The organism is Psychrobacter sp. CAL346-MNA-CIBAN-0220 (assembly GCF_040309805.1).
GTDB lineage: Bacteria > Pseudomonadota > Gammaproteobacteria > Pseudomonadales > Moraxellaceae > Psychrobacter.
Genome location: NZ_JBEOPF010000416.1, coordinates 1 through 261, shown reverse-complemented (window position 1 = coordinate 261; position 261 = coordinate 1). Strand labels below are relative to the sequence as shown.

Annotated in this window: 1 protein-coding gene; it reads left to right on the top strand. The window is 41.0% G+C overall.

All coding sequences use genetic code 11. The annotated features are described in order from the left end of the window. A partial coding sequence (locus tag AAEY88_RS14195) for a fumarate hydratase C-terminal domain-containing protein (RefSeq protein WP_350563422.1) occupies nucleotides 1–261 on the top strand: 261 nt, incomplete at both ends.

Here is a 261-nt window from a genome sequence, read left to right as displayed (position 1 = left end):
AAGTTAGAAGATTGGCCACAAGTAACCTTTGAAGTGGGCGAAGGCACACGTCGTGTTGATTTAAATACCTTGACCAAAAAAGATGTGCAAGAATGGAAAATGGGTGAAACTGTTTTACTTTCGGGTACTATTTTAACGGGTCGAGATGCCGCGCATAAGCGTTTGCAAGACATGATCAACTCAGGCGAAGGTTTACCTAAAGGCGTAGATTTTGATAATAAATTTATTTATTACGTAGGCCCAGTAGATGCTGTACGTGAC